This is a genomic window from Flagellimonas maritima (assembly GCF_003269425.1).
GTDB lineage: Bacteria > Bacteroidota > Bacteroidia > Flavobacteriales > Flavobacteriaceae > Flagellimonas > Flagellimonas maritima.
Genome location: NZ_CP030104.1, coordinates 1,605,766 through 1,631,553 on the forward strand (window position 1 = coordinate 1,605,766; position 25,788 = coordinate 1,631,553).

Annotated in this window: 24 protein-coding genes and 1 tRNA gene; 9 read left to right on the top strand and 16 right to left on the bottom strand. The window is 38.4% G+C overall.

The window, feature by feature from the left end; all coding sequences use genetic code 11:
• Positions 1-4: 4 nt before the first annotated feature.
• Positions 5-667: an ABC transporter ATP-binding protein gene (locus HME9304_RS07105; protein ID WP_112377923.1), complete on the top strand. Its 663-nt coding sequence runs from the start codon at positions 5-7 to the stop codon at positions 665-667.
• 115 nt (positions 668-782) lie between these two features.
• On the opposite strand, the gene HME9304_RS07110 is transcribed toward HME9304_RS07105, so the two are convergent.
• The 7 genes from HME9304_RS07110 to pdxA all read right to left on the bottom strand — a co-directional run bounded on the left by HME9304_RS07110 (position 783) and on the right by pdxA (position 7,091).
• Positions 783-1,901: an NAD(P)/FAD-dependent oxidoreductase gene (locus HME9304_RS07110; RefSeq protein ID WP_112377924.1), complete on the bottom strand. Its 1,119-nt coding sequence runs from the start codon at positions 1,899-1,901 to the stop codon at positions 783-785.
• Between the two features lie 154 nt (positions 1,902-2,055).
• Positions 2,056-3,408: an acetyl-CoA carboxylase biotin carboxylase subunit gene (accC, locus tag HME9304_RS07115; RefSeq protein ID WP_112377925.1), complete on the bottom strand. Its 1,353-nt coding sequence runs from the start codon at positions 3,406-3,408 to the stop codon at positions 2,056-2,058.
• Between the two features lie 90 nt (positions 3,409-3,498).
• On the bottom strand, positions 3,499-3,990 hold the full coding sequence (gene accB, locus HME9304_RS07120) for an acetyl-CoA carboxylase biotin carboxyl carrier protein (protein WP_112377926.1): 492 nt from the start codon (positions 3,988-3,990) through the stop codon (positions 3,499-3,501).
• 28 nt (positions 3,991-4,018) lie between these two features.
• On the bottom strand, positions 4,019-5,014 hold the full coding sequence (locus HME9304_RS07125; protein ID WP_112377927.1) for a beta-ketoacyl-ACP synthase III: 996 nt from the start codon (positions 5,012-5,014) through the stop codon (positions 4,019-4,021).
• 174 nt (positions 5,015-5,188) lie between these two features.
• On the bottom strand, positions 5,189-5,389 hold the full coding sequence (rpmF, locus tag HME9304_RS07130; RefSeq protein WP_112377928.1) for a 50S ribosomal protein L32: 201 nt from the start codon (positions 5,387-5,389) through the stop codon (positions 5,189-5,191).
• Positions 5,390-5,396: 7 nt separating this feature from the next.
• Positions 5,397-5,930 carry a YceD family protein gene (locus HME9304_RS07135; RefSeq protein ID WP_112377929.1) on the bottom strand — a complete coding sequence of 178 codons (534 nt, stop codon included), beginning with the start codon at positions 5,928-5,930 and terminating at the stop codon, positions 5,397-5,399.
• A 108-nt stretch (positions 5,931-6,038) separates the two neighbouring features.
• A complete protein-coding gene (pdxA, locus tag HME9304_RS07140) occupies positions 6,039-7,091 on the bottom strand; it encodes a 4-hydroxythreonine-4-phosphate dehydrogenase PdxA (protein WP_112377930.1) in 1,053 nt (350 codons plus the stop codon).
• A 57-nt stretch (positions 7,092-7,148) separates the two neighbouring features.
• On the opposite strand from pdxA, the gene HME9304_RS07145 reads away from it, so the two are divergent.
• Complete coding sequence (locus HME9304_RS07145; protein ID WP_112377931.1) at positions 7,149-7,739, top strand: riboflavin synthase; 591 nt, start codon at positions 7,149-7,151, stop codon at positions 7,737-7,739.
• Here HME9304_RS07145 and HME9304_RS07150 read toward each other — a convergent pair whose 3' ends face one another.
• Positions 7,740-9,524 carry a sodium:solute symporter family protein gene (locus HME9304_RS07150; RefSeq protein ID WP_112377932.1) on the bottom strand — a complete coding sequence of 595 codons (1,785 nt, stop codon included), beginning with the start codon at positions 9,522-9,524 and terminating at the stop codon, positions 7,740-7,742.
• 58 nt (positions 9,525-9,582) lie between these two features.
• Here HME9304_RS07150 and HME9304_RS07155 point away from each other — a divergent pair, with 58 nt between their 5' ends.
• The gene (locus HME9304_RS07155) at positions 9,583-10,356 is read left to right on the top strand and encodes a sulfite exporter TauE/SafE family protein (protein ID WP_239023413.1); all 774 of its coding nucleotides are present in this window, start codon (positions 9,583-9,585) and stop codon (positions 10,354-10,356) included.
• 97 nt (positions 10,357-10,453) lie between these two features.
• Here HME9304_RS07155 and HME9304_RS16935 read toward each other — a convergent pair whose 3' ends face one another.
• Together HME9304_RS16935 and HME9304_RS07160 are read right to left on the bottom strand one after the other, a co-directional pair.
• Positions 10,454-10,594: a hypothetical protein gene (locus HME9304_RS16935; RefSeq protein ID WP_164674788.1), complete on the bottom strand. Its 141-nt coding sequence runs from the start codon at positions 10,592-10,594 to the stop codon at positions 10,454-10,456.
• A gap of 32 nt (positions 10,595-10,626) precedes the next feature.
• Positions 10,627-11,370 carry an SDR family oxidoreductase gene (locus HME9304_RS07160; protein ID WP_112377933.1) on the bottom strand — a complete coding sequence of 248 codons (744 nt, stop codon included), beginning with the start codon at positions 11,368-11,370 and terminating at the stop codon, positions 10,627-10,629.
• 424 nt (positions 11,371-11,794) lie between these two features.
• On the opposite strand from HME9304_RS07160, the gene HME9304_RS16940 reads away from it, so the two are divergent.
• A complete protein-coding gene (locus HME9304_RS16940) occupies positions 11,795-11,971 on the top strand; it encodes a hypothetical protein (RefSeq protein ID WP_164674790.1) in 177 nt (58 codons plus the stop codon).
• A gap of 38 nt (positions 11,972-12,009) precedes the next feature.
• Here HME9304_RS16940 and HME9304_RS07165 read toward each other — a convergent pair whose 3' ends face one another.
• The 3 genes from HME9304_RS07165 to mce all read right to left on the bottom strand — a co-directional run bounded on the left by HME9304_RS07165 (position 12,010) and on the right by mce (position 13,852).
• Positions 12,010-13,107 carry an AbiH family protein gene (locus tag HME9304_RS07165; protein WP_112377934.1) on the bottom strand — a complete coding sequence of 366 codons (1,098 nt, stop codon included), beginning with the start codon at positions 13,105-13,107 and terminating at the stop codon, positions 12,010-12,012.
• Between the two features lie 168 nt (positions 13,108-13,275).
• Positions 13,276-13,349: transfer RNA gene (locus HME9304_RS07170), tRNA-Ile, on the bottom strand.
• 86 nt (positions 13,350-13,435) lie between these two features.
• Positions 13,436-13,852: a methylmalonyl-CoA epimerase gene (gene mce, locus HME9304_RS07175; RefSeq protein WP_112377935.1), complete on the bottom strand. Its 417-nt coding sequence runs from the start codon at positions 13,850-13,852 to the stop codon at positions 13,436-13,438.
• Between the two features lie 117 nt (positions 13,853-13,969).
• Between mce and rbfA the strand changes: the two genes are divergently transcribed.
• Together rbfA and HME9304_RS07185 are read left to right on the top strand one after the other, a co-directional pair.
• The gene (gene rbfA / locus HME9304_RS07180; protein WP_112377936.1) at positions 13,970-14,362 is read left to right on the top strand and encodes a 30S ribosome-binding factor RbfA; all 393 of its coding nucleotides are present in this window, start codon (positions 13,970-13,972) and stop codon (positions 14,360-14,362) included.
• Between the two features lies 1 nt (position 14,363).
• Positions 14,364-15,575 (top strand): ABC transporter permease, encoded by a 1,212-nt coding sequence (locus HME9304_RS07185; protein WP_112377937.1) that lies wholly within the window; start codon positions 14,364-14,366, stop codon positions 15,573-15,575.
• On the opposite strand, the gene dusB is transcribed toward HME9304_RS07185, so the two are convergent.
• Positions 15,572-16,564 carry a tRNA dihydrouridine synthase DusB gene (gene dusB, locus HME9304_RS07190; protein ID WP_112377938.1) on the bottom strand — a complete coding sequence of 331 codons (993 nt, stop codon included), beginning with the start codon at positions 16,562-16,564 and terminating at the stop codon, positions 15,572-15,574. The two genes, HME9304_RS07185 and dusB, sit on opposite strands and share 4 nt — an antisense overlap.
• A 51-nt stretch (positions 16,565-16,615) precedes the next feature.
• The gene (locus HME9304_RS07195; protein ID WP_112377939.1) at positions 16,616-19,033 is read right to left on the bottom strand and encodes an outer membrane beta-barrel family protein; all 2,418 of its coding nucleotides are present in this window, start codon (positions 19,031-19,033) and stop codon (positions 16,616-16,618) included.
• Positions 19,034-19,188: 155 nt separating this feature from the next.
• On the opposite strand from HME9304_RS07195, the gene lepA reads away from it, so the two are divergent.
• The gene (lepA, locus tag HME9304_RS07200; RefSeq protein ID WP_112377940.1) at positions 19,189-20,985 is read left to right on the top strand and encodes a translation elongation factor 4; all 1,797 of its coding nucleotides are present in this window, start codon (positions 19,189-19,191) and stop codon (positions 20,983-20,985) included.
• Between the two features lie 145 nt (positions 20,986-21,130).
• On the opposite strand, the gene HME9304_RS07205 is transcribed toward lepA, so the two are convergent.
• The gene (locus tag HME9304_RS07205) at positions 21,131-22,984 is read right to left on the bottom strand and encodes a cation:proton antiporter (RefSeq protein ID WP_112377941.1); all 1,854 of its coding nucleotides are present in this window, start codon (positions 22,982-22,984) and stop codon (positions 21,131-21,133) included.
• Positions 22,985-23,241: 257 nt separating this feature from the next.
• Here HME9304_RS07205 and HME9304_RS07210 point away from each other — a divergent pair, with 257 nt between their 5' ends.
• Positions 23,242-24,108 carry an MBL fold metallo-hydrolase gene (locus HME9304_RS07210; protein WP_112377942.1) on the top strand — a complete coding sequence of 289 codons (867 nt, stop codon included), beginning with the start codon at positions 23,242-23,244 and terminating at the stop codon, positions 24,106-24,108.
• 29 nt (positions 24,109-24,137) lie between these two features.
• Entirely contained in the window at positions 24,138-25,787 is a 1,650-nt protein-coding gene (locus tag HME9304_RS07215) for a S8 family peptidase (RefSeq protein ID WP_112377943.1), read from the top strand.
• Position 25,788 lies beyond the last annotated feature (1 nt).

Consider the following 25,788-nt stretch of genomic DNA (forward strand, 5'->3'; position numbering starts at 1 on the left):
CACTATGCTTTTACAATTGAACAATGTTTTTAAGTGGGTAAACTCCGGTGGCCAACGTATATTTTTATTGAAAGATATCAATCTCAAAATCGAAGAAGGAGAATTCATATCCATTATGGGGCCCTCCGGTTCCGGAAAATCCACATTATTGAACGTCATCGGAATGTTGGATGGCTTTGACGAAGGAGAATATCATTTTTTGGAAGATTCTGTACATACATTAAAAGAAAAAGACCGTGCCAAACTTTATAAGGAGTATATAGGGTTCGTTTTTCAGTCGTACCATCTATTGGATGAATTAACGGTCAAAGAAAATTTAGAGATGCCTTTATTATACAAAAAAATTAAAGGCTCCGAGCGTAAAGCCATGGTTGCCGATATGTTGGACCGATTTAATATTGTGGGTAAAAAAGACCTTTTCCCAGCCCAGTTAAGTGGAGGGCAGCAGCAGTTGGTAGGGGTTGCACGCGCATTGATTTCAAGTCCGAAATTAATTCTGGCCGATGAGCCTACAGGTAACCTGAATTCCAAACAAGGAGAAGAGATCATGGATTTGTTCAAACAGCTCAATAATGAAGGTGTTACCATTATCCAGGTCACACATTCAGAAATTAATGCGAAATATGGTTCGCGTATCATCAACTTGTTGGACGGAAGAATGATTTAGTCTCTCTGGGCTTGATTTGCTATAGCTTGTCGACTATTGTGTTTGGATCGCTGCACATATATTGGCACGAATTTTTCAGCGAATTTTAATATTAGTGAATTTGTCCCAAGGATGATTACTCCACTAGCTCCGCGAGTTCTTTGCCAACAAGGCTACCCAAAGCAATGCCCATTCCTCCCAGACGGATGCCGCAATAAACGTTGTTGGATAATTGTTCAACGATTGGGGTCTTTTGTGGTCCAACTCCCATTATTCCGCTCCATCTTTGGTCTATTTCAAAATTCTGGTTTGGTATGATTACTTCTTTAAGAAATGTTTCAAGTTTATTTTGAACAATGGATGTTTCTCCAAAAGAAGCGGTTGTCTCAGTCTTAAAATCGAGATTGCGGCCACCACCTAAAAGAATTCTATTATCAATATTCCTGAAATAATAATACCCTTCATCAAAGTGAAAAGTTCCTTTAATTTTGAGATTTTCAATAGGTTTTGTAATTAAAACCTGTGCTCTGGCGGGCTTAATTCTTTTGGTTTTTAAAAGCTTTGAAGAAAAACCATTGGTTGCAACAAACGTCTTTTTGGATTTAAATTCAAAAAAATTAGTCTTTAAAGTGGTGAAATTTTCGGAATCTTCTAGGCTTTCAATTTCTATCCCGTTCAATATAGTTATTTCTTTTTCTTGACATTTTCGTATCAATGCCGACATCATTTTTCCTGTATCCAATTGCCCTTCAAATTGATGCGTGATATAGTGCTCTTTAATCTTTTCAAACTGAAAAAGATTGTTATTCTTCACAAAGGGGCTTTGTCCAAATATTGGCTTGAGCAAGGTGTTTAGCTCTTGGATTTTATCCAAGCACTCCTCATATCGTTCAAAATCCATGGTCAGAAAAAGTTCATGGCCTCCATTCTTTTCAAACCCTATAGCCTTGTCTCCCAAGGTTTGTCTTAAAAGTAGAATGCCATCCCACCGTTTTTGAACTAAACCAACAACTTCTTGCTCTGTATGGGTTTTTAAGTCCGATAAAATTTCGGAAATACTTCCAAAGCAAGCGAAACCAGCATTTTTGGTGCTGGCACCGTTTGGCAACATTCCCTTTTCCAGCACTAAAATCTTACTTGTAGGATATTTATCTCTAAGGTTCAATGCACAATTGAGACCAACAATCCCGCTTCCAATGATTGTAAAGTCAACGTTGGAAAACCATGTTTTTTGCTCCCAATAGCTAAAATCCATGTTTTAAAAATTACTTTTCCCTAAGTTGGTAATCATCTAGGTATCAAAATCAATGATCAAGAGCCAAAAAAATAATAATCTAGTTTCTTAGCTCTTGAGATGTAGTAATTATCTGAATACTGAACCTAAGGTAGCGTCTCCAGAAATTCTGTGATCAATCTTGATATTTGGTGTCTATCTCAAAATCATCCATAAAGGCAGTTGTGTAATTTCCTGCCAGATAATCAGGATTGTCCATTAATTGCCGATGGAACGGTATGGTCGTTTTAATTCCCTCTATCACAAATTCATCAAGTGCCCTACGCATTTTATTTATCGCCTCTTCCCTTGTTTGGGCCGTAGTTATCAGTTTTGCAATCATGGAATCATAATTTGGAGGGATTCTGTAGCCACTGTATACGTGTGTATCCAAGCGAATCCCATGTCCGCCAGGAGTATGCAACGTCGTGATCACTCCTGGAGACGGTCTAAAGTGGTTATACGGATCTTCCGCATTGATTCGGCATTCGATGGAATGCAACTTGGGGAAATAGTTCTTTCCTGAAATGGGTACGCCTCCTGCGACCAATATCTGCTCACGTATCAAATCATAATCCACAACCTGTTCGGTAATTGGATGTTCTACCTGAATTCTAGTATTCATCTCCATGAAGTAGAAATTCCTGTGTTTGTCCACTAAAAATTCCACGGTACCGGCCCCTTCATATTGTATAAACTCGGCAGCTTTAACCGCGGCTTTTCCCATAGCATCACGGAGTTTATCCGTCATAAACGGGGATGGTGTCTCTTCCGTAAGTTTCTGGTGCCTACGCTGCACTGAGCAGTCCCTTTCCGAAAGGTGACAGGCCTTTCCATATTGGTCTCCAACTACTTGAATTTCAATATGTCTGGGCTCTTCGATAAGTTTTTCCATGTACATACCACCATTGCCAAAAGCTGCTGTGGCTTCTTGAACTGCACTTTCAAAATTACTTTCTATTTGATCTTCGGACCATATGGCACGCATTCCTTTTCCCCCTCCACCAGCAGTAGCTTTTATCATTACGGGATAGCCCATTTTCTTGGCTATTTTTTTTGCGTCGGCAACATCCTTCAACAATCCTTCTGATCCAGGAATGGTTGGTACACCTGCTTTTTTCATGGTTTCCTTGGCCGTTGCCTTGTCACCCATTTTATCGATTTGATCTCCAGAGGCCCCTATAAATTTAATTTCGTGTTCTGCGCAAATTTTCGAAAATTTGGAGTTTTCCGAAAGAAATCCGTAACCTGGGTGAATGGCATCGGCATTGGTTATTTCTGCCGCGGCTATGATATTTGGTATTTTTAAATAGGACTCATGGCTTGGTGCAGGTCCTATACAAACAGCTTCGTCCGCAAATCTAACGTGTAGGCTTTCTTCATCAGCTTTAGAATAAACGGCAACTGTTTTTATGCCCATCTCTTTACAGGTCCGTATGATACGAAGTGCTATCTCTCCCCTATTTGCAATCAATATTTTTTTGAACATACTTTTTAGTTTAAGAGTTTATGGTTTAGTAACTTTTCAGTTCAGTGGCATACGCCCTAAACTTAAAGCTCAAAACTTCTAAACTTAAGGTTATGAAGGATCTACCAAAAAGAGTGGTTGGTCAAACTCTACAGGAGAGGAATCGTCTACCAATACCTTGACAATTTTACCAGCAACCTCCGATTCGATATCATTGAACAATTTCATGGCCTCAATCACGCAAAGTACATCCCCGGGATTGATTGTGCTGCCCACCTCAACAAATACAGGTTTGTCCGGTGACGGTTTTCTGTAAAAAGTTCCTATGATGGGAGATTTGATGGTAATATATTTTGAATCTTCATTTTCATTCGAAGAAGATTCTGCGGTAGGTGCATTTGGCTCACTAGCGGCAGTGTTGGGCATTGCTGGTGCTAATGGTGCCTGTGCTACGGGGATTTGTTGTAAAACAGTAGTTTCTGTTGCAGTAGGTTCGCTTCCGGTACGGATGGTTATCTTAATGTCTTCCATTTCCAACTTCACCTCACTGGCGCCCGACTTGGCCACGAACTTGATTAAACTTTGAATTTCTTTAATATCCATGGAATATAATTTAGTTAGTTTTAGTTTTTTAAGAATTATAGGCCCATTTTAAATAAATGGATCCCCATGTAAAGCCCCCTCCAAAAGCAGCAAAAACAAGATTGTCTCCTTTTTTTAACTGTTTTTCATAATCGTACAACAATAACGGTAATGTTGCTGAAGTTGTATTGCCATATCTATGAATATTCATCATCACTTTATCAGCTTCCAGACCCATTCGCTTAGAGGTGGCATCTATGATTCGTCTATTGGCTTGATGTGGGACCAACCACTGTACATCTTCGTTACTAAGACCATTACGATCCATTATCAGTGCGGATACGTCGGCCATGTTTGATACTGCAAATTTAAAAACCGATTTGCCGTCTTGGTAAACATAGTGCTGCTTGTTTTTTACGGTTTCTTCTGATGCAGGTAATATGGACCCTCCTGCATCGATTTTTAAAAATTGCCGCCCAACACCGTCTGAGCGTAAATATTCATCTTGTAGTCCCAAGCCTTCATCATTTGGTTCAAACAGAACCGCTCCTGCTCCATCTCCAAAGATGATACAAGTTGTACGATCGGTATAGTCAATAATTGACGACATTTTGTCTGCCCCAATAAGCAATACTTTTTTATATCTCCCCGATTCAATATAACTGGCCGCTGTAGACATTCCATATAAAAAACTGGAACAGGCCGCTTGCAAATCATAGGAAAATGCATTGGTCGCACCAATTTCCGAAGCTACAAATGCCGCGGTAGCAGCAACAGGTATGTCTGGGGTTGCCGTAGCCACAAGCACAAATTCTATTTCTTTTGGGTCAACTCCGCTTTTGTTCAGCAAATCTTCGGCAGCTTTAATTGCCAAATAAGAGGTGCCTGCATTTTCTTTTTTAAGTATTCGTCGCTCTTTAATTCCAGTTCTTGAAGTAATCCATTCGTCATTGGTGTCTACCATGGTCTCCAACACTTTGTTGGATAAAACGAAATCCGGGACATAGCCTCCCACAGCTGTAATTGCTGCTGTTTGTTTTTTCATATCAGTGCCTTTTTTTGACAAAAAAGTTAAAATTTGACCCAAAAACGTTGAAAAATAGTCATTTTATATGACTTTTTGGTGAAACCATAGTTGTTTTTGAAATTAACCTTTCTACATAAAAAAACTCCCGCTCTTTTTAAAAACGGGAGTGCATATATTTTCAAGGGTTTACGGTTAAGCCGCTGTTTCCTCTTCTGTTTTATCTATCAAAATCTGACCGCGATAGTATAATTTACCTTCATGCCAGTGAGCCCTGTGGTACAGATGCATTTCTCCTGTTACAGAATCTTTCGCAAGAGTCGGCATGGTTGCTTTGTAGTGGGTTCTTCTCTTGTCCCTTCTGGTCTTTGATATTTTTCTTTTAGGATGTGCCATTATAAACCTATTTGTCCGTTAGTAACTTTTTTAAATCGTCCCACCTGGGATCTGTATCCTCTGATTCTTCTTTGATTTCTTTTGGTTGTAATTCTTGCAACTTATCCAAGATATCCGATTTCAACGTACCATCCAGTACTCCCGGATGTATACGCTTTTGCGGAACCGCCAATGCCAACATTTCATAAATGTACTGAGCAATGTTAATTTGATATTCTCCGTGGGGAATGATTAAAATTTCATCATTCTCATCGTTGTATTCTTCGCCAAATTTTATGACTAGATGCAATTGCGATGTAATTGGTTGGTCAAATGGTTCTCCCGTTAAATCACAATCAACATTTACGGATCCATTTGCTTCAATATCCAGTTCCATCATATTGTTCATCTTGTCCAATATGGCGACGGTCTGCACGGAAACACCATTATATTCTTGGTAATCAAAAGATTCAAAGAACGTATTGTCAATATTGTACCTAAACTCGTGCTTTCCTAATTTTAATCCCGAAAAAGGAATAAAAAACTCCTTTAGCTCCATCATTTTTACACTTAAGGTTTGTGTACCAGCCTGTAAAGGCGGGTGCAAAGATACTACTTATTTAATAATTTACAATTCTATTCGGATAAATAAAAAAAAGTCCTGTAATGTTTAACCAGCTCGCTTTACCTTTTGTTTTTGCAATGGATTCTTGTTTAGTTCAAAATGCTCTTCTCTGTTTTTGAAAACCCGAATTGCAGTAAAAACAGCTTCCTTGAATGAACTTTCATCTGCATTGCCTTCCCCTGCTATTTCATAAGCTGTTCCATGGTCTGGTGATGTCCGCACTTTTACCAATCCTGCGGTAAAGTTCACCCCTTTTCCAAAGGAAAGCGTTTTAAAGGGAATAAGTCCCTGATCGTGATAAGCAGCAAGAACCGCATCAAAACTTTTATGGGAGCCGGAACCAAAAAAACTGTCCGCTGAATAAGGTCCGTATACCAAAGTACCATTATCGAACAACTTTTGTATGGTGGGTTTTAGGATTTTCTCATCCTCTTCCCCAATGGTGCCATTATCTCCACTATGAGGATTTATTCCCAATAGTGCAATCTTGGGCCTACGTATCTTAAAGTCCATTTTCAAGGACTTTTCCATGATTTCCACTTTTTTCTCTATCAATTTGGGGGTTATGGCCTCGGCGACACTTTTAACCGCTATATGGTCCGTAAGTAAACCAACACGTAATGTGTCCGCTACCATAAACATTAGGCTTTCTCCGTCAAGTTCTTGAGCTAAATAATCAGTATGCCCAGGGAATTTAAAATCATCTGCCTGAATATTGTTTTTATTGATGGGTGCAGTCACTAAAACATTAATTTCATCGTTCTTTAGAGCTGATACAGCTGCACGTAACGATTTTATTGCATATTTTCCTGATTCTTCCGTAACTTTTCCAAATTCCACTTTTGGCGTTTCTTTCCAGACATTGACCACATTGATTTTACCATCAATGGCCTGTGATGCATTTCGTATTCCATTAAAGCTGATATTTATGCCCAAATCTGATTTTTGCTGGGATATCATTTTATTCGAAGCAAAAAATACAGGGGTACAAAAATCCATCATTCTTGGGTCCTCAAAAGTCTTTAGTGCCACTTCGCACCCTATTCCATTAAAATCACCTATTGATATACCCAGTTTTATTTTTCTCTTTTCGCTCATAAATCAATACTGATATAACTACTTTTACACTACAAAACTACTCAATTAAAAAGATTCATGTTCACAGGTATTATCGAGACTTTAGGCAAGGTGGAAAAGCTGGAAAAGGAAGGTGATAATCTACATATCAGTATAGCTTCTGATATTACTTCGGAACTAAAAATTGATCAAAGCGTAGCGCATAATGGGGTTTGCCTAACCGTTGTAGCCGTTAATGAAAACTGCTATACCGTTACTGCAATCGAAGAAACGTTAAATAAAACGAGTTTGGGGAATCTAGTTGTTGGGGATGCCGTAAACCTTGAGCGTGCCATGATTCTTGGTGCAAGATTGGACGGGCATATTGTCCAGGGCCATGTCGACCAAACGGGAAGATGTATTGTTGCAGAGAAAATGGACGGAAGTTGGATTTTTACTTTTCGATATGATTCTAGTTTAAACAATGTTACTATCGAGAAAGGCTCTATTACGGTAGATGGCGTAAGTTTAACTGTTGTAGATTCAAAAAAAGATACTTTTAGCGTAGCTATAATTCCATACACCTTTAAACATACTGGATTTCATACCTATAAAGCTGGAACCATAGTAAACCTTGAATTTGATGTAATCGGAAAATATGTATCGCGTTTGCTGGAGTTGCGAAATTGATTAAAATATATCCTTCATCTTGCCCCATACCTTTCTTAACGCAATTGCTGATACTACAACTAAGACCGTAAGTCCTGTCGCCAATTCATAATTGCCATAGATCCAATTGCCCGTAGCAAAAAGGCAACTGTAGACTAAAACACAGCCCAGAAGCATGGCCAAAATACCCGAGGGTACCATCCATTTTTGTCCGTCGTCGATTTTTGCGGATTCCCTAATTTTTCTCCATCCCGGGCCTCCTGGTTTCGTTTTTTCATAAAATTTTTGAAGCACCTCTTCGCTTTCCGGTTTTGTCAAAAAGGTAGTCGCAAGCCAAATTACAGTAGTAATCAGCACCACTAGCGGAAATTTTGCCCAATCTGGAAATAAGGCTGCTTCACCAGTAAACAGAACAGCCTCAAACTGCCAGAACAGTATTGAAATAAACCCAGAGGCAAACATGGCCACTATCTCGCTCCAAGCATTGATGCGCCACCAAAACCAGCGTAAAATGAAAATCAGTCCAGTACCTGCTCCAAACATGATGATAATATCAAACAATTCTACGGCGTTCGTTAAGGCCAAGGCGAAAATGGCACTTAAAACCATTAAAATTATTGTTGTGATGCGCCCTACATTGACCAACTCTTTTTCCGAAGCATTCTTATTGATCTGTTGCTTATAAAAATCATTGACTACATAGGATGAGCCCCAATTTAAGTGCGTGGAAATAGTTGACATATAAGCTGCCCCCAAAGATGCCAGCACTATACCCAATAAACCCGAGGGGAGTTTGGTCAACATCGCGGAATATGCCAAATCATGGCCCAGTTTGCTTTCTTCAATGTTTGGAAATGCGACTTGTATACTCTCCAAATCGGGAAAGACCACCAACGATGCCAATGCAACTAAAATCCAAGGCCATGGACGCAAGGCATAATGAAGGATATTAAAGAAAAACGTAGCACCAACTGCATGATTTTCATTTTTAGCCGCCAGCATCCGTTGGGCTATGTAGCCGCCACCGCCAGGTTCTCCTCCAGGATACCAAGCACTCCACCACTGCACGGCCAAAGGCACTACTAATATGGTCATCAATGCCTCTGTATCCGAAAATTCCGGTAAGATGGACATTTTACTTTGCACCAGATCATTCTTTAAAATATTGGAAAGCCCTCCTACCTCTGGAAGATTGACCAAATAAACGGCCGCCCCTATCGCTCCTGCGATGGCCACGAAAAAGAGGATGAAGTCTGTGTAGACAACTCCCCTAAAACCGCCAATGGCACTAAAAGCCATGGTTATGCTTCCTGCAATCAATACGGTCTGTAAGGGTGAAATCCCCAGCATGACCTGCCCAATCTTAATGGCCGCCAAGGTCACTCCCGCCATTGCCATTACATTAAATAGAACGCCCAGATATAAAGAACGGAAGCCCCTTAAGAAATGTGCCGGTCTTCCTCCATAGCGCAAATCATAAAATTCCATATCTGTAGCCACGTTGGATTTCCGCCAAAGTTTGGCATATACAAAAACCGTTAAAAGACCTGTCAACAAAAATACCCACCAGCCCCAGTTTCCCGATACTCCATCCGTTCGTACAAAATCTGTTACCAAGTTGGGTGTATCTGTGGAAAACGTTGTCGCCACCATAGAAAAGCCCAATAGCCACCAGGGCATATTTCGTCCCGATAAAAAATATTCCGTAGTATTCTTACCAGATTTTTTGGAAACATAAATACCAATAAAAAGTACCAGTGCAAAGAAGCCAAAAATAATACAGTAATCTAAGGTCTGAATATCCATTTAGTTGGTTTAGGTGACGGCTAAAGTATAATTTTTTTTAAAATACCTTTGCCCATTATTGACCAAACACCTGTTCTTGAATCTCGCCTCAACGTTTGACTCCTCCATTGTAACATGGGCAATAGCCGCTACTGCGGCATTTCTAGTGGGAATATCCAAAGCAGGCCTTAAGGGTCTTTCTGTTTTCAATGTTACATTAATGGCTTTGGCATTTGGGGCCAAAGAGTCCACTGGCCTAATTATTCCGTTGCTTTTAGTAGGTGATGTTTTTGCCGTTCTTTATTATAACCGGCATACACAATGGAGCTATATTTTAAAATTTTTACCGTGGATGCTTTTTGGAATTTTATTGGGTGTGCTGCTTGGCAAAGATTTGCCTGATAGAGAGTTTAAATTAGGTATGGTCGTAGTAATTTTTATAAGCTTGGGTTTGCTGGTTTGGTGGGATAAGAGAAAATCTCTTTCCGTACCGACACATTGGTTTTTTTCCGGTTCAATTGGAACTGCGGCAGGAATATGCACTATGATCGGCAATTTGGCGGGAGCATTTACCAATATCTTTTTTCTCGCAATGCGCTTACCTAAAAATGAGTTTGTAGGTACGGCTGCGTGGCTATTTTTAATTACCAATCTATTTAAACTTCCTTTTCATCTATTTGTCTGGAAAACAATTTCACCAGAGACGTTACTCATCAACATAAAGCTATTACCGCCAATACTTATGGGGCTTTTTCTGGGTGTTGTTATTGTAAAAAGAATAAATGATAGAAACTATAAACGGTTTATATTATTGGTAACGGCCATTGGGGCAGTGGCCATTTTATTCAGATAATTTTAAGCTAGGCTTATTCTGCAAAAAGCTTAACTTATTTGGATACGAACAATTCCATCGTTTTTGTTACAGAAATAGTTTTTGGATTTTATATGGATTATTCATCTAGCTTTTTTTGTTTCCTTTTTCGTACCAGCTGATAGCCCAAATATGCAAATTGTGCTCCTACAAAAATCAATTTTAACTTTCTGCTTTTTACCAATGCGGAAGCAATCCCTATCAATGATGACTTTTTCATATATCCATTATTTATTCTTGATACTTCCTTTTCTACCTTTGTTGTTCTGTAGGCATAATAAATACATCATTGATATTGGCCCGTGAGGGTTGTGCCAAAGCATAGTAAATAGCTTCTGCGATGTCCTCTGCTTCTAAAAAAGTCATCTTCTGCATCTCCTCAAACTGTTTTTTAATATCCTCATCAGTAATTGTGTTCATTAGTTCGGTAGATACTGCGCCAGGTTCTATGGAAGTGACATTGATGCCAAATTTAGGCGCTAATTCTTGTCTTAAACCTTCCGAAAACATTTTTACCGCTGATTTTGTGGCACAGTATACCGCACCGCCAGGAAAATAATTATGCGCTGCACTGGATGCGATATTGATTATATGGCCGCTTTTATTTTCAATCATTGTTGGCAAAACAGCCGCAACACCATTTAAAACACCTTTTATGTTCACGTCTATCATTTTTTCCCATTCATCGGTCTTTAATTTTTTGATATAGGAAAGTGGCATCAGTCCAGCGTTATTGATTAAGGCATCGATTGTCCCAAACTTATCAAGTGTTTTTTTGGCAAGTCCTTCTAGATCTTCCTTATTGGTTACATCACCTGTAACGACCATGGCTGTTCCACCTTCATTTTCTATTTTTTCCTTTAATTCATTTAAGCGTTCTTCACGTCTTGCAGTAAGCACCACTTTACCACCTTCTTTTGCCAATTTCACCGCCGTCGCTTCTCCTATTCCGCTCGACGCTCCCGTAATAATGATTACTTTATCTTTAATTTTCATATGTACAATTTTTTATATGTAGTGGAAAACCCTCTACTCTTCTAAACCAAAGGTTCTAAATTTTAAGTAGTATGCTTGACAGAATCCAAAAAATTCTTGACTTCATCAAGATAATTTGAAAAGTATATTGCTAGACTATACCAAGTATTTGATTAGAGTAGTTTTGATTCCTTTTTCCTTGTTATTTTTTGGGAGTCAATCCGTTCTAGTCGATTACCCGAGAAAATTACTGTAATCAAGTCTGAAGAACTATTATCCGATACGGCTATTATAAAAAGAATAAATAAAAAAACTTTAGTCGGTTATTTTTGCAGAAACCATTGGCCTCACTACCCATACTTTCTATGTTTAAGGATTTTTGTTAAGGATTTGTTAATATCTCAATTTTTAAATATCTTACTCCCTGACAATCAGCTTGAATAAAATGAAATACTTAGAAAATTCGCTTGAAATCAGAATAACAATAGGTGCTATATTATTCAGTTTGTTAGTGCTGAGCTACTTCACTTATCAAGAATACTCCGAAGAAATTTCAATTACTGTTGAAGAAACACTGGTAAGATACTTAGCTGATGTTAGTAATGATTTGGCGAGGTTGTAAGTTTTATAGTTGGAATAGTAAATTCTAATCGGATTGTCTTAATGTTTCTGCGGAATAAAATCATTTTCCTGTTTTGAAATAATTCTACTTCTCATCAAGCTTTTATTTGAAAACGCTCTTGACAAATTGATGAGTGTTTCTCTAAAATTATCACCACCATTTATCTCTTTCTTATAAAAGATTCTTATTTGAAAGCAATTTTTGTGTTCCATGATAGTTTTAAGAAGTATATGGTCCGATAAACCGCATGAAAGCCCATATATGTAAACCTCAAATTGATTTTCTAAATTTATTAGTAAATCTTTATAATGCGTGTTATCGAAATAATTATTTGACTTAATGTTTTCTAAAAAAGAGTTATTTTTTTTCTCAACTTCGAAATACTTGTCAGAATTTTCATTCCCATACCCAAAAACTATGTCTCGAGGTTTACTTAAATCACCATGTATATGATTAATAACATCTTTGTCATCAAACATTCTAGGGTCTTGATTTAATAAATCTCTAAGAATAAACGTGTAATTAAAATTTACAAAATATATTCCCCCTGGGTTTATATTAGTTTCTTCCCAGTATCTCAATTTTGTATTATATTCCAGTCTAGGAGTGAAAAAGTGTTTTCGATATGAATTATATGCATGTTTTAATTTTTGAGAATTTGTATTCAAACTATTTAGATACACCGCTAAACATTCTTTTATCAATCTAAATGTCTTATTAAATTCGATTATATCAGAATCCTTTGTATCAATCAATAAATCGAAATAAAGTTGTTCTATATCTACCCATTTTTCACGCTCATAATTATTATAGAGTTGCTCTATTAGATTATCTCTATATCTTATTTCCAATTTTATTCCTGTAGTTCTAAGGTTAACAAATTTTCTATAAATGCCTATGTAGCCAAAATTTGTATTAGAAAATTCTCTAAATTTTGTGATTAATGAAGAATTTGCGGTTAAGCAAAAGAATTTACTTTCTCTCTTAAATATAACAAGACCCTTATTTGTGTCTGGCTTTACTTTTTCTAATTCCGAAAGTGCTTTCCAAAACAACCAATCTAAAAAATTAGAATAGGATGTAAGAAACCCTAATGATCTATCGAAGCCATTGCCTATTAATATTATTCTCTTCATAATCTTGTTTAAAATGATACAAAAAATATTGCCTTAGAGAATTCTATTGAAAAATATTAGTTTATTTACTTTATATGTTAAATCTAATAATCTTCTGGTGGTTGCTTAAAATAAATTTTCAAATAAAAAAGACTCCACAGCCTTAACTGTAAAGTCTTGATTTTCTTGTGGTCCCACATGGGCTCGAACCATGGACCCCCTGATTATGAGTCAGGTGCTCTAACCAGCTGAGCTATAGGACCTATAATTTGCGGATGCAATATTACTATTTATTTTTCGGTGATGCAAGTGTTACAAGCGTCCGAGAAAGTTATAATTATTCCCCTCCCTACAGAGCGGCATTGGAAGAAGCATCTTGGCAAAGTTCCACCAATACGCCATTGGTCCCCTTTGGATGTAAAAATGCCACCAATTTATTGTCGGCCCCTTTCTTGGGAGTTTCGTTCAACACTTTAAATCCCTCTTCTTTTAGTCTGGCAATTTCCGAGACAATATCTTTAACGGCAAAGGCAATGTGATGAATGCCCTCTCCTTTTCTTTCCAAGAATTTGGCAATAGGGCTATCTGGGTTCGTAGCCTCCAATAGCTCTATCTTATTGGGACCGGATTTGAAAAATGAAGTCCGTACACCCTCGGAAGAGACCTCCTCCATTTTGTAATGTGGTGTTCCAAAAAGTTTGGCGAACAACATATTGGACTCATTTAGGTTTTTAACCGCTATACCTATGTGTTCTATTTTTTCCATTATAGTAAGAATATTAATCCGTGTTTCTTTTAACTATATCCATTCAATTTTTCAAAATTACGGACTGTAGCCGTACTATATCATGAGCATAGTCATTAATTCCTTTATTTTTGCATTATGGAAACACAAAGGCAGAAGAAAATTGCAGGAATCATTCAAAAAGATATCGCCGATATTTTACAACGTGCTGCAACAGATGGTGGACTACAGGGAACCTTGATTTCGGTTTCCAAGGTTTACGTTACAACTGATCTATCCATCGCGAAGGTTTATGTAAGTATTTTTCCGAACAAGGGTGCGAACGAATTGCTGGAAGGAATGAAATCCAACCAAAATATGATCAAACATGAGCTCGCGCAACGAACGCGCAATCAATTGCGCCGTGTTCCAGAACTTGGATTTTACCTAGATGATTCCCTGGAATATATCGATAATATTGAAAAGTCGCTCAAAGGCGAGGAAAATCCAATTGAGAACAGGGACTTGCTGGACAAACGAAAGAAATCCTGATATGGATTTCCCTTTTTATATTGCCAAGCGTTATTTACGTTCCAAAAGCAGTCAGAACGCGGTAAATATTATCAACTTTATCACTTTTTTGGTTATTGTTATCGGATCTGCCGCTTTGTTCATTGTGCTTTCCGCCTTTGCAGGATTAAAAACGTTCAGCCTTTCCTTTACCAACACCTTTGATCCAGATTTAAAAGCATCTCCTGTTATCGGCAAACATTTTTCAATCTCTCCAGAGGAAGAAAAAGAACTGCAAAGTGTTGAAGGGCTGGTAAATTATTCCAAGGAGCTTGAAGAGCGTGCCTACCTAACATTTCGTGAGCGTAGCTGTATAGCCTATATAAAGGGAATTGATAGTAATTACCGCTCTGTTACAGGAGTGGACAGCACCCTTTATTTTGGAAATTGGGGCATAACACAGTACAATGGCGTTATGGGCATAGGCATTTATAATTTGCTCGGAGTGCCTATCGATAATTATCAAAACCCAATGACGGTATTAGTGCCCAAACCAGGTAAGGGTTCCCTTTCACAATCCGGTCTTAATCCAAAACCTTATAATGAGCTTCCTCTTGTAGTGAGCGGAGTTTATGCTGTTGAAGAGAATTTGGACAAGAAATACGTATTTGCACAACTTCCCTTGGTACAGGCATTGCTAGAAAAAGACAGTACTCAAATATCAGGAATCAATTTCAAGTTGAACGATCTTGCTTCCATTGATGAAGTCAAAACAAATATTAAAAAGATTTTAGGTGAAAAAATATTATTATTAGATCGTCAAGAACAAAACAGGACGCTCTATAAAATGCTCAACACGGAGAACTTGGCGACCTATCTCATATTTACTTTGGTTCTGATCATTGCACTGTTCAATGTGGTAGGTGCTATTATCATGATGATTTTGGACAAACAACAAAACTCAAAGACTTTGTTCAGCCTTGGCGCAACGATAAAGGAATTACGAAAAATTTATTTTACCCAAGGTCTTTTGGTTACTTCTTTAGGAGGTATAATAGGGGTGATCATTGGTTCTATTTTGATTGCAAGCCAACTTATATTTGGCTGGTTAAAAATTACGCCTTCCTTGGCTTACCCTGTAGAATACAATATAATGAACGTTCTTGTAGTACTGGTAACCATTGTGGTGTTGGGGTTCATATCATCAAAAATTGCAAGTAGTAGAATTACAAAAAGATTGATTTCCGCTGTTTAGGCAAACTGAAAATCAGCAAACTTTTCCAAAACCTCATCAAAAGCGGCAAAAACGTCTGCAGATTCATCACTGGTGACCATTTTCATTCGATATTCCTTAAAATGTGGAATTCCTTTAAAATAATTGGTATAGTGCCTTCGGGTTTCAAAGACTCCTAATTTTTCACCTTTCCAGTCAATTGCCATTTGCAAATGTCTACGTGCCGCATCTACACGCTCCTCCATTGTTGGCGGCTCTATGTGCGTTCCCGTTTCAAAAAAATGTTTTACGGCAGCAAAAAACCATGGATTACCGATACTGGCACGCCCTATCATGGCCCCATCAAGTCCATATTCGTCTCTCATTTTTACGGCAGCTTCGGGCGTATCCACATCACCGTTCCCAAATACGGGAATATGCATTCTCGAATTGTTCTTGACCGCTGCAATAGGTTTCCAATCAGCTTCGCCCTTATACATTTGAACTCGCGTTCGCCCGTGTATGGAAATTGCTTCGATACCAACATCCTGTAGCCGTTCTGCAACTTCAACAATTTTTATGGAATTCGTATCCCATCCCAATCTTGTCTTTACGGTAACGGGAAGTTTGGTTCTTTTAACAATTTCCGCAGTTAATTTTACCATTAGGGGAATGTCCCGTAAAATTCCTGCCCCAGCATTTTTACAGACCACTTTTTTTACTGGGCAACCAAAATTTATATCAATGATGTCCGGATTGGATTTTTCCACAATATCAATTGCTTGTAACATCGAGTCCAGTTCGGCACCAAAAATTTGGATTCCCACTGGTCGCTCTTTTTCGTAAATATCCAATTTTATGGTGCTTTTGGCAGCATCTCGGATAAGGCCTTCGGAAGATATGAACTCAGTATAAACAACGTCTGCTCCCTGTTCCTTGCACAAAGCTCGAAACGGTGGATCACTGACATCTTCCATTGGGGCCAGAAGCAATGGGAAATCAGGAAGTTCTATGTCTCTTATTTTTACCAAATCCTCAGTTTTTGGGAATGCAAAAATACAAAATGTCAGAAAATCAACAGTTTATTCGGATCTAAGCCGTTCCCGTTCGTTCTTATCAATCTCTTTTTGATTATCGTCCAACCTGAAATTCCCAAAATTATAGGTAAACCCGACCCTTATAAATTGAGTTTCTGGGCGTCTCCTGTAAAAGTTATCTTGGTTGAGGTATCTAGATGTGTACGTAGGAACATATTGCTCCAATAAATCCTCTGCCGCAATGGAAATTGTTGCCCTATTGTTGAACAAAGATTTTCTTAGACCCAAGGTCAAGTTAAATTGTTCATCTGATATGTACGACCCAAAGAGAAACTGGGATATATAAGTCATTGTCATTTCTCCCGTGAGCGTTCCATCTTTGGAAAGTGTCAAATAATTTGCCAAATAACCATAAAAGCCATCTACCTCAGCAGTAAAACTTTGATTGTCACTTTCAACGGCCAAAAAGGTTTCCTCTTCATGAAAAACAGAAGTATAGGCGTATAAAAACCAAAAAGGTAAAATTCCCTTGCTGACCGTGAAATCAAACCCGTAAGATTTGCTCTCGAGGACATTTTGTTTCAATTCTACCAAAGTAAGGTTTTCGTTATTCTGAAAAACCAGTTCGGCAATATTCCTGCCGTTGTCCCGATAGTAGATATCAAAAAAATATTCGCTGTCCAAAGTATAGTTGATATTGAAATTATTGGAAAAATTAGGTCTCAAACCAGGATTGCCCTCTTCAAAATCATTTTCATTGAAAAAATATCGGAACGGATTCAAGTCATTATATTTTGGCCTTGCTATGTTTCTTCCATAATCAAAAGCAAAACTATGCCGCTCCGAAGGAGAATACAACACATAAACCGATGGAAAGGGCTCAAAAAAGTCTTGGGTATTTATTTCGTTCAAGGTCAATGATGTTCCTGTGGCTTGTGTCAACTCTCCCCTTAAACCCAATTTCATCGACCATTTTTCCCAATTTTTTACAAAGCTGAAGTATCCTGCATAAACATTCTCATCATAATTAAAGTTATCGGATAAAGAAGAATCCACTTCATCATCAGAACCTGAAAAATTAAAGAAATCGACCGTACTTTCCGAAATGATAGAGGAAATTCTTAAACCACTTTCAATTGAAGCATTGCCAATCGGTGTTAAATAATCTACCTGTCCCGTAAAAATCTTGATATCCTGTTGCGAATCTGTGTCAAAACCAAAATTTCTCAAAAAGAAGCCGTTATTGTCAAAATAATCGGAGTTTACGTTCTGGAGGGATTCTCCATTATAGTAGGTGTAATGGCCATTCAGGGAAAATCTAGCTCCTTCTTTTTTTAATTTGTGTACGTAGGTCAGGTCAAAAGCCAAATTGGTATTGTCAATTCCTGTGTTGTTCTGTGTTGTAAAAGTAGAGTCCAATGCTCTTTGGTTATTTCTGATTTCGGTCTCCAGTAAGGATTCCTGTTCTTGGTTTAAGTTAAATGCCAGATTGGAAGAAAGGTTTAGGCTATTTCGCTCGTCAAAATCATAATCAAGGATTAAACTTGCATTTTGGGCCTGAGAGCTATTTGTCTGATCGTAATTTGTTGTCCATCTGGAAAAAATTGAATCGGAATCATTGATAAAGTTGATTCCTTTGTTTGTTTTCCTTAGCTCTTTTTTGGGACTGATTGTATAATTGGCAAAAAGATTCAGTTTATCTGTTTTGTAATAATGGCTGGTCCCTAAACTATATTTAGGAAACACGGCTTGTGTAAAAGAACCATTGATACTCCCTTTGTATCCTGGAACAATGCTCTTATTGGTTACTATATTTAAAATAGGTCCGCCTTCCGCTTCATATCTGGCTGGGGGATTCGCAATGACCTCAACAGATTTTATATTTGTTCCCGAAAAGCCTTCCAACAGATTTCTGACTTCTTGGCCGGACAACTGTACTTTTCTATCATTTAAATAGACCGTAGCGTTCTGCCCCCTAATTTGAAGTGCTTCTTGGTTTACAATGACTCCTGGCGTGCTTTTAAGAATGTCCCAAGAGCTGCCCTGAGAGATAACAGTGTTCTCGACCGAAAAAACAATTCTGTCCGATAATCTTTGTAGCGTAGGTCTTTTGGCAGTTACTACAACTTCATCTAGGTCATTCGCCGCCAAAGAAATGACCAATGCCCCCAATACTATACTTTCCTTCACGTCCAATGCCAAAGGTTCTGAACCCTTTCCTACATAGCTGGCTTGCAATAAATATAGTCTTGGCTCTACTTTTTCAAGTATAAAAAATCCATTATCATCCGCAGAAGTACCATTTACAAACGTGGTATCGGATGCTTTTAAAAGTAGAATATTGGCATAGGGAATCGCCTTATTTTCACTGTCAATTACCTTTCCTTTAATTTGATACGTCTGTGCGCTTAAGCTTTTTGAAATTAAAAACACCACTAAAAAAATGTAGGTGAAATACTTCATGTTAGAATTGAGGTTGAATTTCAAATCTAAGAAAATATTTTAGAGGGGCGTGGGTGATTCCAGTTTCATATTTAGAAAAAACACATTCTCAGGCAGCTAAAACGTTTATATTTGCAGTTGCTAAGTCAGCCTCATCCCGTTGAGCCCTAGTTGTTATGAAAAAGATTAGAAATTTTTGCATTATTGCACATATAGACCATGGTAAAAGTACTTTGGCGGACCGCCTATTGGATTTTACGGGCTCAGTAACAGAACGCGAAAAACAAGACCAGCTTTTGGACAGCATGGATTTGGAAAGGGAGCGTGGCATTACCATAAAAAGTCATGCCATTCAAATGGAGTATGTTCATGAAGGCGATGATTACGTGCTCAACTTAATAGACACTCCGGGGCATGTGGATTTTTCCTATGAGGTTTCCCGTTCCATCGCTGCATGTGAGGGTGCACTTTTGGTTGTAGATGCTGCCCAGAGTATACAAGCGCAGACCATTTCCAATCTATATTTGGCGCTAGAAAACGATTTGGAGATAATTCCAGTGCTGAATAAAGTAGATCTTCCCAGTGCAAACCCAGAAGAGGTTACCGATGATATCGTAGATTTATTGGGATGTAAGCCCGAGGAGGTAATTCCTGCCAGCGCTAAAACAGGGATTGGCATAAAAGAAATTCTTACCGCTATAATAGAACGTGTTCCCGCTCCAAAAGGGAACGACGAAGAGTCATTGCAGGCCCTTGTTTTTGATTCCGTGTATAATCCATTTAGGGGTGTTGAAACTTATTTTAGGGTAATCAATGGGGAAATTAAAAAAGGTCAAAAAATAAAGTTTGTTGCAACGGACAAGGATTATTTTGCAGATGAAATAGGAACCTTGAAATTGACCCAGGTTCCAAGAGACAAAATCTCTTCCGGTGATGTGGGTTATCTTATTACTGGAATCAAGGATGCCAGGGAAGTAAAGGTTGGAGATACCATTACAGATGCTGCCAACCCCACCCAAAATCCAATTGAAGGTTTTGAGGATGTAAAACCAATGGTCTTTGCTGGAATTTATCCTGTGGATACCGAGGATTTTGAGGAGCTGCGCTCTTCCATGGAAAAATTACAGCTTAATGATGCTTCTTTAGTATTTACCCCGGAAAGTAGTGCCGCTCTTGGTTTTGGATTTAGGTGTGGCTTTTTGGGAATGCTTCATATGGAAATCATACAGGAACGATTGGAGCGTGAATTCAATATGACCGTAATCACTACGGTCCCCAATGTTAGTTATCACGCGTTTACAACAAAGGACAGGGAAATACCGCTTATCGTAAACAATCCCACGGACCTTCCAGACCCTTCGACAGTTGACCGAGTTGAGGAACCCTACATAAAGGCTACAATTATTACAAAATCTGATTTTGTTGGCAATGTAATGTCTCTTTGCATTGAAAAGCGAGGCCAGATAACAAACCAGACCTATCTTACCACGGAACGTGTAGAACTTATTTTTGATATGCCCTTGGCTGAAATCGTTTTTGATTTTTATGATCGTTTAAAAACCGTTTCCAAAGGCTATGCCTCTTTTGACTATACACCTATCGGTATGCGGACCTCAAAGCTGGTTCGTGTCGATATTCTTTTAAATGCGCAGCCTGTGGATGCTTTGTCTGCACTTGTTCATTTTGATAATGCACACCATATAGGAAAAAAGATGTGCGAAAAACTGAAAGAACTTATTCCAAGGCAACAGTTCGATATTCCCATACAGGCCGCAATAGGCTCTAAAATCATTTCAAGGGAAACCATAAAGGCACTACGTAAGGATGTAACAGCAAAATGTTATGGTGGTGACATTTCCCGTAAAAGAAAGCTGTTGGAAAAACAGAAAAAGGGAAAAAAACGTATGCGCCAAGTAGGTAATGTCGAAATTCCACAACAGGCCTTTATGGCGGTTTTAAAGCTTAACGATTAAGCTTTGCACAAAGCAAGCTACTGTGGATTGCAATAAGTTAGGGGTTGTTATTAAGTGCCCAGCCAGACGAATTTATTATGACATTAGGGAACAACCCTTACAGTTCTTTTAGGACTTATTACGTTTTCTCCGTTGACAGTTCAAATTAATCTACTTCTTGAACGTCTCCATCATTTTCAAAATCGAACGCTTTTCCCAAATAAACCAGTTTAAAACCTTTATTTATATTCATGGAGTCTTTACCGAATGCAGAAATTATTTTTAAGTCTCCCCTTTCATCCTTTAAGAATAATGGAATGATATCTTTATCTGCTTTGGTTATCTCTATAAGTCCCATGTACTGTTCTTGGTCTTTTAACTCTATTTCATGAATTGTGGGAAATTTTCTGGCGGCTTCGGTCAATTTAATAAAGTCATCGGTATGTGAGAACAATCCAGCTTCGGGATTATTTTCGGGGTCGTTCATTTCATCTGTATTTACAAGCCTAAATGCGCCATTTTCCCCAAATTGTTTCTGGAATTTATCAATAGCAAATTGATTAATATCCGAGTTGCCCGTCAATGCCATAAGGTAGCCCATGTCGTTAAGTTCAATATTATCCGTTAAGGAGTCTGAATAGATATTAGCGGATATGGCCTCCAATCCCAGATTCTTGGCTTTCATTATATTCGTTTGGTTATTGTCTATCAATACAACATGCCTATTGTTCTTTTTCAAGTAGCTCCCAATAAGTCTTGAAACTTTGGAGGCCCCAATAATCAAAACCCCCTCGGATTCGGTTAAAAATACACCGACCATTTTTGCGAACAACCTAGCCGTTGTTGCATTTAACAATACAGTTCCCAAAACAATCATAAAAACCAAGGGCGTTATATATTCGGCCCCTGGCACTCCTTTTGCCAAAAGCTTTGAACCAAATAGGGAAGCAATACCTGCAGCTACGATTCCACGTGGACCCACCCAGCCTATAAAAATCTTTTCGTTGAACTTTAGCCCAGAACCTTGAGCACTCAGAAAAACCCCTATAGGTCTAATGATAAATACAATTACCGCAAAAAGAATAACGGTGTTCCAATTAAAAATCAGTTCCATATCGCTTACGTTGATATTCGCCGCCAACAAAATAAACAAGATGGATATCAGCAAAACACTCAATGATTCTTTAAAATATAGAAGTTCTTTTAGGTTTGGAAGATTGGTATTCCCCAGGACCATTCCCATGACCACAACGGCAAGTAGCCCAGACTCGTGCGCAAAAAGATCGGACTCAACAAAAACCAATAGCACCACTGAAAGGGAAACAACGTTCATTAAGTAGTGCGGAATCCAATTTTTTTTGATTACAAAAGCCAAGGCATGAGCAAATGTAAAACCGAATGTAAAACCAAAAAGAAGGATTTTTCCAAATTCGACCAACGCCGTTTTTGTAAAGGCACTGCCTTCGCCCACACTGATGAATTCAAAAACCAAAACCGCTACCAACGCTCCGATGGGATCGATCAATATACCTTCCCATTTTAAAACGGTCGATACATCTTTTTTTAATGGTATATTTCTAAGGATTGGTGTAATTACCGTAGGTCCCGTAACAATTATAAGTCCTGAAAAAAGAAACGATATCTGCCATGAGAGGCCAAATATATAATAGGCCGCCACTCCTGCTCCAAGAAAGGTTACCAATGTACCTATCGTTATCAATTTTGTAATTACAGGGCCTACATTTGCAATTTCCGCCCGTTTAAGGGTCAAACCTCCTTCAAACAAAATAATACTAATTGCAAGGGAAACGAAATAATATAATCCATCCCCTGGAAAAAGTCCTTTTTCACCGTTCCAGATAGGTTCTATCAATTTTGACCCATCTTCAGTATATAATGTAGCTATCGGACCTACCAATAACCCTATTAAAATCAATGGTAATATTGCGGGCAGTTTTAATCTCCAGGCCATCCACTGTGCAATAATTCCCAAAATAATAATCCCCGCAAGTTCCAGCATTAAACTAGTTTTTTGGAAAATTACTCTTTTTCTTTCAAATGTGAATCAATAAAACCCATTTGAAAATCACGCTTTGTTCCCTTAATGTTTTGGTGTTGATTCTAAATCGGTCTCCTTTACAATATTGACTTGACAGGTACTTGTCTTCCTGTACAAAGTTTCTTTGGGGTTTTTTGTTAAAATACGATTAATAAAACCGTGTTTTTTAATCAATTGCGTTTGTCTTTTCTTATTTTGCACGCCATTTCCTTTTTTGAATGACAATTTATCCCGTTGAGACCGGTAATTTTAAACTAGATGGTGGCGCCATGTTCGGCGTAGTCCCTAAATCCATTTGGACAAGAACCAACCCTGCCGATGCCAATAATATGATCGATATAGCGGCAAGATGTCTTTTGATCGAAGATAAGGAGCGACTTATTTTGATAGATAATGGTATGGGCAACAAACAGTCCGAGAAGTTTTTTGGTTACTATTATCAATGGGGCAACCATACATTGGATAGCTCCTTGAAAAAATTAGGGTTTCATCGTGATGATATCACCGATGTTTTTATGACGCATCTTCATTTTGACCATTGCGGAGGAAGCATACAATGGAACTCGGATAAAACTGGCTATGAGCCTGCTTTTAAAAATGCCCGTTTTTGGACCAATGAGAACCACTGGGATTGGGCCACTAACCCGAATGCAAGGGAAAAAGCCTCTTTTTTAAAAGAAAACCTCCTACCAATGCAAGAAAGCGGGCAGCTCAATTTTGTGCAAAGAAACGATACAGCTTTTTTGGAGGAATCTGAATTGGGGTTTGATATTCTTTTTGTTGACGGCCATACCGAAAAGCAGATGATTCCCCATATACGATACAAGGAAAAGTATATTGTCTTTATGGCAGATCTTATCCCGACCGTTGGCCATATCCCCTTGCCTTATGTAATGGGCTATGATACACGTCCTCTATTGACCTTGAACGAAAAAGCAGATTTTTTGAATACCGTCGCCGAAAACAAGTATCTATTGTTCTTTGAACATGATGCCCATAATGAACTTTGTACACTAAAAAAGACTGAAAAAGGCGTTCGTTTGGACAAATTGTTCTCCTTTAATGAAATATTCAACCCACAATAAAAAATTTACTTATCAATAAAACATCAAATATGAATCAAACATACATCAAACCTTATTTCACTTTACTTTCCGCATCTCTCTTTTTAATGGGCTGTGGTGCCACGTCATTGGTTTCCACTCCTGTTGAAAACATAGATGCTGTTCCGTTGAAAATTTCTGAACTCACCGAGGCTGAGAAAAAAACCTGGGGACATGCTGATCTTATTGCAGATACGATTCCTGGAATGAGCGTGGACAAAGCATACACAGAAATCATCAAAAACAAAAGTGGAAAAACTGTAATAGTCGCCGTTGTGGATTCTGGAATGGATTTGGAACATGAGGACCTTGATGATGTGCTCTGGACAAATAAAGGAGAACGCCCAAACAATGGTAAGGACGACGATGGGAATGGGTATGTGGACGATATTCATGGATATAATTTTTTAGGAGAGGCCTATCACGAGCAACTTGAATATGTTCGTATGCTTCGTCTCAACATCGGTGATGCTTCGGCCAGAGGAAAAGCACGTTTAAAGTTGGATGAGGAATATCCCAAGGCACTTCAAAATAAAAAGCAGTATGAACAGATATTTCAAGTAGTAAAAAATGCTGATGCTATGGTAAGGAAAGAACTGGGAAAAGATTCTTATACCAAAAAGGACTTATCAGCTATAGATGCCAAAACTGAAGAAATGCAGCAGAGTATTGCTGTATTGACCCAAATGTTCACTTATGGTGATGATATAGATACTGTTAAAGAAGAACTTGAAGAAGGAATTACATATTTTACGGAACAGGTCAACTATAATCTCAACAAGGATTTTAACGGAAGAAAACCCGTTGGCGATGACCCCTACGATATAAATGACAAATCCTATGGAAACGGAAATCCTAAAAATCGTGTTGATTCTGAAAGCCACGGAACCCATGTTGCAGGAATAATCGCTGCTGAAAGAAACAATGGCAAAGGCGTTAACGGGGTCGCAAAAAATGTTAAGTTGATGAGCATAAGGGCAGTACCCAACGGCGATGAATACGACAAGGATATTGCACTTGCCATACGCTATGCAGTCGATAACGGGGCAAAAATAATCAACTGTAGTTTTGGAAAGTCTTTTTCCCCTAATGCGGAATGGGTTTACAATGCGATTCAATACGCTGCTTCCAGAGATGTTTTAATTGTTCATGCCGCAGGAAATGATGGCGATAATCTAGACAATATGGAAAATCCCAATTATCCCAACGATCATAAATTTGCGGATACGGAATTTGCGAACAATGTAATTACAGTAGGTGCACTGACCAGTGATTACGGTTCTAAAATGGTGGCGAACTTTTCAAATTACGGTAAACAGAATGTGGATGTCTTTGCTCCTGGAGATGCAATTTATTCCACATTGCCCAATAACGATTATGATTTTCAAGGGGGCACTTCTATGGCCGCTCCTGCAGTATCCGGTGTTGCAGCATTGATCAGGTCATATTATCCACAGCTATCGGCTTCGCAGGTAAAACAGATTATCATACAGTCTGGACTGAGCTCTAAATCTTCGGTAATCGTTGCGGGGGACGAAACCAAGGCCACTACCTTTGATAAAATTTCGAAATCAGGAAAAATGGTCAATGCCTATAATGCGCTCATCTTTGCTGAACAGATTTCAAAAGGGAAGATGACCTTAACCAATAATACCAAATAAC

Excerpts from the sequence above, each read along its gene's own strand:
- HME9304_RS07105 (WP_112377923.1), top strand. The coding sequence starts at position 5 with ATGCTTTTACAATTGAACAATGTTTTTAAGTGGGTAAACTCCGGTGGC.
- HME9304_RS07110 (WP_112377924.1), bottom strand. The coding sequence starts at position 1,901 with ATGGATTTTAGCTATTGGGAGCAAAAAACATGGTTTTCCAACGTTGAC.
- accC (WP_112377925.1), bottom strand. The coding sequence starts at position 3,408 with ATGTTCAAAAAAATATTGATTGCAAATAGGGGAGAGATAGCACTTCGT.
- accB (WP_112377926.1), bottom strand. The coding sequence starts at position 3,990 with ATGGATATTAAAGAAATTCAAAGTTTAATCAAGTTCGTGGCCAAGTCG.
- HME9304_RS07125 (WP_112377927.1), bottom strand. The coding sequence starts at position 5,014 with ATGAAAAAACAAACAGCAGCAATTACAGCTGTGGGAGGCTATGTCCCG.
- rpmF (WP_112377928.1), bottom strand. The coding sequence starts at position 5,389 with ATGGCACATCCTAAAAGAAAAATATCAAAGACCAGAAGGGACAAGAGA.
- HME9304_RS07135 (WP_112377929.1), bottom strand. The coding sequence starts at position 5,930 with ATGATGGAGCTAAAGGAGTTTTTTATTCCTTTTTCGGGATTAAAATTA.
- pdxA (WP_112377930.1), bottom strand. The coding sequence starts at position 7,091 with ATGAGCGAAAAGAGAAAAATAAAACTGGGTATATCAATAGGTGATTTT.
- HME9304_RS07145 (WP_112377931.1), top strand. The coding sequence starts at position 7,149 with ATGTTCACAGGTATTATCGAGACTTTAGGCAAGGTGGAAAAGCTGGAA.
- HME9304_RS07150 (WP_112377932.1), bottom strand. The coding sequence starts at position 9,524 with ATGGATATTCAGACCTTAGATTACTGTATTATTTTTGGCTTCTTTGCA.
- HME9304_RS16935 (WP_164674788.1), bottom strand. The coding sequence starts at position 10,594 with ATGAAAAAGTCATCATTGATAGGGATTGCTTCCGCATTGGTAAAAAGC.
- HME9304_RS07160 (WP_112377933.1), bottom strand. The coding sequence starts at position 11,370 with ATGAAAATTAAAGATAAAGTAATCATTATTACGGGAGCGTCGAGCGGA.
- HME9304_RS16940 (WP_164674790.1), top strand. The coding sequence starts at position 11,795 with ATGAAATACTTAGAAAATTCGCTTGAAATCAGAATAACAATAGGTGCT.
- HME9304_RS07165 (WP_112377934.1), bottom strand. The coding sequence starts at position 13,107 with ATGAAGAGAATAATATTAATAGGCAATGGCTTCGATAGATCATTAGGG.
- mce (WP_112377935.1), bottom strand. The coding sequence starts at position 13,852 with ATGGAAAAAATAGAACACATAGGTATAGCGGTTAAAAACCTAAATGAG.
- rbfA (WP_112377936.1), top strand. The coding sequence starts at position 13,970 with ATGGAAACACAAAGGCAGAAGAAAATTGCAGGAATCATTCAAAAAGAT.
- HME9304_RS07185 (WP_112377937.1), top strand. The coding sequence starts at position 14,364 with ATGGATTTCCCTTTTTATATTGCCAAGCGTTATTTACGTTCCAAAAGC.
- HME9304_RS07195 (WP_112377939.1), bottom strand. The coding sequence starts at position 19,033 with ATGAAGTATTTCACCTACATTTTTTTAGTGGTGTTTTTAATTTCAAAA.
- lepA (WP_112377940.1), top strand. The coding sequence starts at position 19,189 with ATGAAAAAGATTAGAAATTTTTGCATTATTGCACATATAGACCATGGT.
- HME9304_RS07205 (WP_112377941.1), bottom strand. The coding sequence starts at position 22,984 with ATGCTGGAACTTGCGGGGATTATTATTTTGGGAATTATTGCACAGTGG.
- HME9304_RS07210 (WP_112377942.1), top strand. The coding sequence starts at position 23,242 with ATGACAATTTATCCCGTTGAGACCGGTAATTTTAAACTAGATGGTGGC.
- HME9304_RS07215 (WP_112377943.1), top strand. The coding sequence starts at position 24,138 with ATGAATCAAACATACATCAAACCTTATTTCACTTTACTTTCCGCATCT.